We start from the raw sequence: 8401 nt of genomic DNA on the forward strand, positions 1-8401 counted from the left end.
CGGGACTTGACGGCACCGTATTCGACCATAATGACCGGCTGTACTTTTTGTATGCGGCATATGGGGATTGGTCGGGCAGCCACGGCAGCGCGATCGCCATCGCACCTATGTCGAATCCGTGGACGCTGGACGGAGACAGCAGTATCCTGACCAAGCCCGAATACGACTGGGAAATGAAAGGCATGCCTGTCAATGAAGGCGCTGTCATCTTGAAAAACCAGGGGAAAATATACCTTGTCTTTTCTGCAAGCGCGTGCTGGGAGGATGACTACTCGCTGGGTATCCTGAGCGCGGATGCTGCAAGCGACTTGCTGAATCCCGCGTCATGGACGAAGAGCGATCAGCCGGTTTTCGCCAAGTCTGCGGCCAATGGCGTCTACGCTCCGGGACATAACTCCTTTGTTCCATCCAAGGACGGGACGCAGGATTTAATCGTGTACCATGGCAACAGCGGACCCGGCCAAGGCTGCGGCGCCCGGCCGACCAGGGTACAGCCTTTTACCTGGAATAACGACGGTTCCCCGAATTTCGGAGTTCCGACCAACGGTCCGCTTGCGGTTCCGTCCGGCGATTATCGGATTGAAGCGGAGCATGGAACACCGGCCAAAGCGTTAATCAAGGAGGAGGCAGGCGCGTCCGGCGGCAAAGTAGTGCGGCTCAATAACACGAACAGCTCCTTATCGATCAAGGATGTCATTGTGCCCGAAGAAGGAAGCTATACCTTAAACATTAGGTATTTGAACACCGCAGGTCCCGATGCCTCGGAACAGGTGTCGGTGAACGGTCATCCGGCCGTGACGGTGGCATTGCCTCACACGGGAAGCAAACAATATGAAACGGCTTCGATCCAGGTCGAGTTGAAGAAAGGCTACGACAACGTCATCGAATTTGCGAAAAGCAAACATGCCATTGACATCGACTACATTGAACTTGCTGGCAGCAACACATTCTCGATTAAGCCTGGGGCCGAGTATAAACTGATTAACCCGAATGGCGGCAAAGCTCTCAGTGTGGCCGACCCAAATGCAGCGGGCGAGACATGGACCCAAATGAAGGATGATTCCGACGGAGGGGCGGCGCAGCGCTGGAAGGTTACCCTAAATGAGGACGGAACCTATTCATTCGTGAATCCAGAGTCCGGCAAAGCCTTGACCGTGATCGATCCTGCGGCCGCTTGGGGGAGAGCGGGCTTAGCCGAGTATCAAGGCTTGGATACGCAAAAGTGGAAACTCGTGGATACCGGCAACGGTTACTGCAAATGGTTGAATGTGCAGACGGGAAAAGCGCTTGACGTTAACGGAGCAAGCATTAATAGCGGTACGGATGTAGGAACGTGGCAGGACATTCCCGGAGGAACCGCGCAGTTTTGGCTGCTGTACCGTTTGGATTGAAGATATAGGAGGCTCCAATATAAGACGGCTTCTGTTACAGGAAGCCGTCTTTTTTGTTGCTGACGCCTCTTACTTTCCAGCCTCTTTTTTCAGGCGCTCCAAGATTGCAATAGCGGGATGCGGCTGTTTCCGTTACTATGAATATGAACGACTTCAAGTGAAGCGAGGCTCAGTAGAATTTGGTTAAGAAAATCATCATATTCATTACATATTTAACCCTCATGCTGGGGGCAAGATGGTTCTGGTGGGATACGTTTGGTACGGATGAGCAGCCCAAGGTTGTGCAGGGCACTCTTGATCTGCGCGGGCATCCTATGGAAGACAGGCATTCCCTCCTGTTGGACGGGGATTGGAAGTTTTATCCGGATCAGTTGATCTCGGACAGCCGCCAGGCGGAAGAAGCTGATCAGGATAGGCGTATGATCCATGTTCCCGGAGATTGGAGTCCGGCTTGGCAGGACAAGGGCGGTTCGTCTTTCGGGTACGGGACCTACAGGCTCCGGATTCTTGTCGATGAGCAGCCGGACGAGCGTTATAAATTATGGATTAAAGAAATTAAAGCTTCATCCGTTGTGATCGTCAACGGGAACATCGTCGGCGAGGCCGGCAAACCAGCGGCGAGTGCTAAAGAGTATATTCCGGTCATCCAGTCTTTCGCCAAGGACGTTGCTCCGAACGAGCAGAACGTGATTGATATTTTCGTGCAATCGGCGAATTATCATGATCCAACGAGCGGGGGCATCATCGAGTCCATGCGGTTCGGAACGCAGGCGGCGATTGATTTTGAGTGGTGGTATTCGATTGTATTTCAGGTGGTCGTGTTTACGATCCTGCTTCTTCATGCGCTGTACGCCGGTATTATGTTCTTGATCAACCCGCGGGAGAAGCTGCTGCTTGCCTTTGTGTTCCTGCTCGTTTTCGCGGGATTGACGGTGGTTTCGGATCACGAGTATGTGCTGATGAGCTGGTTCCCCCTGAATTATACCTGGATGCTAAAAATACGGCTGTTGTCTTATTTGGGCGTTCCGTTCTGCATGCTGCTGATGGGCAGGGGCTTTACCGGGCAAGTCCGGCGTGGGCCGGTATTCCTTACGTATTTGAGCGCCTCTGCACTGTACTGGATCTTTATACTTGCAGCCCCCGCCAATCTGGTTCATATCACAAGGACCCATCATGTCTTCGGTTGGTTATACCTGATTCCGAGCTTCTGGTTCTTTGCGCTCATCGGCAAGATGGTGTATCAAAAGCGGAAGGATGCCTTTATCATTCTGCTGGCGGCAACAAGCGTCATTTCCAATATCGTATGGGGATTTGTCAATTTCGACTGGAATTTCACCCCGATTTATTATCCGGTCGATATCGTGGCTGGGGTCGTCGGCTTCTCGGTGTACTGGTTTAAGCGGTATTTCCGGAATGCGGCGGAAAATGCCAGGCTGAACGCCGAGCTTCGCCGGGCGGACGAACGGAAGGATCAATTTTTGGCGAACACTTCCCATGAGCTGCGGACACCTCTGCACGGAATCATCAACATTGCGCAATCGGTCCTTTCACGCGAGGGACGCTCCATGTCGGAAGCAAGCCAGCAAAATATGGAGCTGCTCGTCACCATCAGCCGCCGGATGTCACAGCTGCTGAATGACCTCCTTGACGCCGTCATGCTGAAGGATCAGCGGATCGTGCTGCACCGGGAAGCCCTGCAGGTCGAATCGGTCGTGTCCGGCGTGGTCAGCATGCTGGCTCATATGACGGAAGGGAAACCCGTTCAAGTGGTCCTGTCGATTCCGGACAAGCTTCCTCCGGTGGATGCGGATGAACAAAGGCTGACCCAAATTGTGTTCAACCTGCTGCACAACGCGATCAAATTTACGGATGAAGGCGTCATCGAAATTTCGGCCGAGGCCAAGGAAGAGGCGGTTGCCATTCAGGTGGCCGATTCGGGTCGAGGGCTGGAACAGAGCGCATTGGAACGGATTTTTCTTCCCTATGAGCAGGCTGAGGATGAAGACGATCATGGGGGGATCGGGCTTGGTCTCAGCATCTGCAAGCAGCTGGTCGAGCTGCACGGGGGAGGTTGACCGCCGAATCAGCCCCTGGACAAGGAGCAGTATTCAGCTTCACCCTTCCTAAGGCTGAAAGTTGGCTGCAGGCGGGTCTAGAGAATGAGAATTCCGAAGGGGGCCGTACCGAGCCGGAACTGGATCTGGAGGATGCCCCGTCGAATCCCCTGCACATCACAGAAGCGGCAGTCTCCATGGAGACGGTTTATACTGGCCATGCCGGTGGATCGCTGGACGAATCGATATCCGCTGGAATCAAAATTTTAGTCGTCGAGGACGATCCAGTAAACCTGAGGGTGCTCGCAGGCATTTTTGCGGAGGAGCCGTATGAGATTCAAACCGCTTTATCGGCGAAGGAAGCGCTGCAGCAGCTCTCGTCCTCGACATGGGACCTGCTCATTTCGGATGTCATGATGCCGCATACGTCGGGTTATGAGCTGACGCGAATCGTCCGCGAACGGTACAACAGCTTCGAGCTGCCGATTCTGCTGCTGACCGCAAGAAGCCGGCCGGAGGATATTTATGCCGGATTTATGGCCGGCGCCAACGATTATGTGGCGAAACCGGTGGACGCGCTTGAGCTGAAATACCGGGTACGTTCCTTGGCGACGCTTAAAAAATCGGCAAAAGAGCGCCTCCGGCTTGAAGCGGCATATCTGCAGGCACAGATTCAGCCTCATTTTCTGTTTAATACGATCAATTCGATTATGGCTTTAAGCGATATCGACCTGGATCAGATGCGGGAGCTGGCGGATGCCTTTACTTCCTATCTGCGGATCAGCATCGATTTTATTAACTCGGAGGAAGCGGTGCCGCTCTCCCATGAACTCGAACTTGTCCGGGCATATTTATACATCGAGAAGGCGCGTTTCGGGCCGCGGCTGGCGGTCATTTGGGATATCGATCCGCAATTATCGCTGTTTATACCGCCGCTCACGGTGCAGCCGCTGGTCGAGAATGCAGTTAAGCATGGGCTGCTGAGCCGGATTCAAGGCGGAACCGTGCAGATTATCATCCGCCGGGAAGAGGACGGCACGCGATTTGAAGTCAGGGATAACGGAAAGGGCATGACTCCAGAGGAAGTACAGAATCTGCTTCAACCGCATTCCACGAGCGAACCGTCATCCGGTGGCATTGGACTGAAGAATACGAACCGGAGGCTTCTGCAGCGGTACGGCCGGGGAATTCAGATCGAGAGCCAGTTGGGGCAGGGGACGGTGATGTCCTTCGTGATTCCGAGCCAGGGCTTCAGGGAGCAGCGGGAATTCGAGCCCCCTCAAAGCATAGAATAAAGCACAAAGCAGCCTGGTCAGCAGGCTGCTTTGTGCTTTTGTTCATCGTATTCAGCGTTTCATTCCCTGGCTTATTTGGTTTGGCTTGCCAACAAGCTTTGTTCCAGGGGTACCAGGATCGTTCCGGAACCCGCAGCCTTCAGGCTCAAGCACTGTGCGATTCGTTTCAGCGTGACAGCCAATCTCGCGGGTTGAACGGGCTTCAATAAATAATCGAGGGCATTCACCTGAAATGCGTGAACTGCAAACTGTTGAAAGGCAGTCACAAAAACGATGTGCATCTGCGGATGAATGGCGAGCAGCTGCTCAGCCAGTTCCATGCCGGACATCTCCGGCAATTCGATATCCAAAAAGGCCACATCGGGAACCTCGATCCGGCATGCCGCCAGCGCATCGTGCGGATTCATATAGGATCCGATCACATTCCACGGAACATGAACAGCGGTCTGTGTCTGAATCAGTTTTTCCATTTTTAATAATGCCAGATGCTCATCATCGACGATAATTACCTTCAAGCGGCTCTCTCTCCCCTAACAGACCCGTGTTTTCTCGGATGCGGTATACTTATGTATTCTGAAACTATTCTAACACTCCATGTTTACCCGGTTGCTCATACGTTTCTTCTTGTACGACCGAACACGTATGCCAATCATCCATGGCCATGTACCCGCGGCGGACCAGCGCAAAAATCGTATTTGTCGTACAGCACCATTCGACATCAGGCAGCCTTGTTGAGCCACTTCTTGCCTTTGGCAGTACGCCCTCATATGTCCAAAAGCCTCCGTCATTCCACCGAACGAGCTTACCTCCATGCTTCCACGCTTGTTTTAATGCTTCTTGCTGTATTTTCGATAACATTCCTTCACCACCAATAACTCACTTTTGACTGATAAAATATGTGCATTCCTCCGTGTAGACCCGATATATCTATTAGATCATATGGCTCTGAATACGTTCTGAATAAATATAGCTATAGGGAGGTGAATGTAAGCTCCGGAAATTTTCAGGTTCCAGATTACTGCTTCCAAAGCAAAATGGACCCACTTGGAAATCCTTGTTCCAGTGGGTCTTTTGTGTGGATTTGATGATGACCTTGGTTCAGATTTTTCCGTCTCTCGAAACCGGGTAGGCGTAAATAACGTACCGGTCGGGAGCAGGTCCCACATAATGAAAAGGGTAGCAGGTAGAGAGGACAAGAACCTCTTTTCCCATAGAACGAATGACCGACGTATCGTCTTTATCTACAATTTTGGAACTCTTCATTTCATATTCGAATGTTCCATACGGCATGTTAACGATGAAGCGGTCTCCGATCTCGAGATCCGCAAATTTTCGGAATACCGTATCGCGGTGTCCTGACAGCACTATTTGTTCGCCATCGGACGGAAACACGCTGGGGCTATAATGACCGACACCTTTATCCAGCATTTCTTCGTCGGTGCCTTCAATGATAGGCAGTTTTGCGTCGATCTTTGGTATTTCGAGCAATCCGATGACATCGTTCTCTTTCGGATTGAATTGCTGTCGACTGATCGAGCTCTTGGTAGGGGAACTTGTGGTGTTCAAGGGCTTGATTGGAGCAGGAGCATCCTTGGACTTGATCTCGGTTAGAGCTTCCGCTTGAGCCAAAGCATGTCTTAGTTTTATTTGATGTCCGGTATACTGGAAAATGGTGATGAATACGATGATCATGCCAAGGATCATCATGATGGTTCCGGCTTTCCTTCGCATTACACCGCTCCCTTACTTTTTAAAATAGTGAAGAAAACACTTTTCATATAGAAAAGTGTTTTCTTCTAATGCAATAAAAGCCATTACGCTTTATTTTTCCGCCGCAAAATCAAGCCTGTTACCAGCATGATGATGCCAAGGAACCCTAAGTTATACAGGTTAGTGGCTGTATTCGGCAGCTTGCTGCCCCATTGGACGCCTGTTTGTTCAGAACCTGCCGCAGCAGATTCTCCTGCCGGGAATTCATGATCAACCTCTACGGAAGCAGGCGGAAGATCTTGGCTCACCGGTTCTTCCGGCGAAGATTCTCCACCTGGAACCGCTGGAGAGGTCTGATCGCTTCCCGTTTCCGTTGGATCAGTCACGTTTCCTGGATCTGCAGGTGTCGTTCCATTTCCAGGATTCGATGGGGTCGTACCGTTCCCAGAATCAGAAATGACCGGTGGAGTATTTGACTCCTTAACATCAACCGTAATCGGAACCTCGGTTTTGCCGCCTTTGCCGTCATCGACGATAACAGTGAAGCTGTCCTCACCGACAAAGCCCGGATCTGGAGTGTAGGACCAGGTTCCGTCCGGATTTACCGTTACCTTCCCGTGTTCCGGATCCTTGCCTTTGGAATACGTCAAAGAATCGTTATCCGGGTCTGTTCCCTTAACCGTACCGGTGACGGGGGACCCTTTATCTGCCGTTACCTTGTCACCCGGCGCAGTTGGAGGCCGGTTGGTTGGAGGTGGAGTACTTGGAGTACTTGGAGTACTTGGAGTACTTGGTGTATTTGGTGTACTTGGTGTACTAGGTGTACTAGGAGTACTTGGAGTACTTGGCTCCTTCACATCGACTGTTATCGTCGATGTAGTCTTTCCTCCTTTACCATCATCCACGACTACAGTGAAACTATCTGAACCCGTGTATCCCGGGGACGGAGTATAAACCCATTCCCCTGTATCCGGATCGACCGTTACTGTACCATGCCCTGGCTCTTCGCCTTTGGTATACGTCAATGGATCTCCATCCGGATCCGATCCCTTAACTGTGCCAGTCGTCGGTTTATCTTTTTCCGTCGCTACAGAATCATCCGGCGCGGTTGGTGGTTGATTGGCTGGCGGTGTCGGTGTACTTGGCTCCGTCACATCGACGGTTATCGTCGAAGTAGTCTTTCCTCCTTTGCCATCATCCACGACTACAATGAAACTATCTGGACCCGTGTATCCCGGGGACGGAGTATAAACCCATTCCCCTGTATCCGGATCGACCGTTACTGTACCATGCTCTGGCCCATCGCCTTTGGTATACGTCAATGGATCTCCATCCGGGTCTGTACCTTTCACGATGCCGTTAACGGGTGTGTCTTTATCCGTCGTTACTTTGTCATCCGGCGCCGTGGGTGGGTTATTGGATGTTACATTGACGGTAATCGTCGCCTCAGCTTCTGCGCATTTGCCGTCATCTGCGATGACTGTGAAGCTATCCTCACCGACAAAGTCAGTCTCCGGCGTATAAGTCCAGGTTCCGTCCGGATTCACTGTGACCGTCCCATGTCCTGGATCTTGGCCTTTGGAATACGTCAACGTATCGCCATCTGGATCCGTTCCCGCTGCTTGTCCTGACACAGGCGTATTTACTCCTGTAGTCTTGGTATCATCAGGCAGGGATGGCGCCTCGTTCAGTTTGTAATCGTTTTGCGGATCGAGCGTCTCAATCGGCGCGTATTCGTTTACAAAATACCAGTTATAGATATCATGATTTTCGTAATTTGGTGATCCCGTCGAGGCGGTAAAACCGGCATAGAAAGGCTTTCCGTCAAATATTGTACCAAGGTCAATGTTACTAACATCTAACACTTTTTTTGAACTTTGCCCGATCCGGTGCAGTACCTAAATGAACCTGAATAATCATGTTCTCACCGTCATAATCGATCCATGTATAA

The 8401-nt window shown here is 51.5% G+C and carries 6 protein-coding genes; 3 read left to right on the forward strand and 3 right to left on the reverse strand.

Features of this window, described 5'->3' with window-relative positions; all coding sequences use genetic code 11:
• The 3 genes from CPT76_RS20335 to CPT76_RS41585 all read left to right on the forward strand — a co-directional run.
• Positions 1-1391: family 43 glycosylhydrolase (locus tag CPT76_RS20335; RefSeq protein ID WP_181152963.1), on the forward strand; the 1391-nt coding region annotated here is incomplete at its 5' end.
• 179 nt (positions 1392-1570) lie between these two features.
• Entirely contained in the window at positions 1571-3466 is a 1896-nt protein-coding gene (locus tag CPT76_RS41580) for a sensor histidine kinase (protein ID WP_308737645.1), read from the forward strand.
• Positions 3463-4740, forward strand: a complete 1278-nt coding sequence (locus CPT76_RS41585; protein WP_308737646.1) for a response regulator — start codon at positions 3463-3465, stop codon at positions 4738-4740. The genes CPT76_RS41580 and CPT76_RS41585 overlap by 4 nt, the downstream gene beginning before the upstream one ends.
• 71 nt (positions 4741-4811) lie before the next feature.
• Here the strand turns inward: CPT76_RS41585 and CPT76_RS20345 are convergent, their stop codons facing one another.
• The 3 genes from CPT76_RS20345 to CPT76_RS20360 form a co-directional block, all read right to left on the reverse strand.
• Entirely contained in the window at positions 4812-5255 is a 444-nt protein-coding gene (locus CPT76_RS20345) for a LytR/AlgR family response regulator transcription factor (RefSeq protein ID WP_105444248.1), read from the reverse strand.
• Between the two features lie 583 nt (positions 5256-5838).
• On the reverse strand, positions 5839-6432 hold the full coding sequence (locus CPT76_RS20355) for a class D sortase (protein ID WP_258168683.1): 594 nt from the start codon (positions 6430-6432) through the stop codon (positions 5839-5841).
• 122 nt (positions 6433-6554) lie between these two features.
• Positions 6555-8315: an Ig-like domain-containing protein gene (locus CPT76_RS20360; RefSeq protein ID WP_105444251.1), complete on the reverse strand. Its 1761-nt coding sequence runs from the start codon at positions 8313-8315 to the stop codon at positions 6555-6557.
• Positions 8316-8401 lie beyond the last annotated feature (86 nt).

The organism is Paenibacillus sp. AR247 (genome assembly GCF_002968895.1).
GTDB lineage: Bacteria > Bacillota > Bacilli > Paenibacillales > Paenibacillaceae > Paenibacillus_AQ > Paenibacillus_AQ favisporus.

Bases quoted from the DNA above. Each gene is read 5' to 3' on its own strand.
- CPT76_RS20355 (WP_258168683.1), bottom strand. From the start codon at position 6,432: ATGATCATCGTATTCATCACCATTTTCCAGTATACCGGACATCAAATA.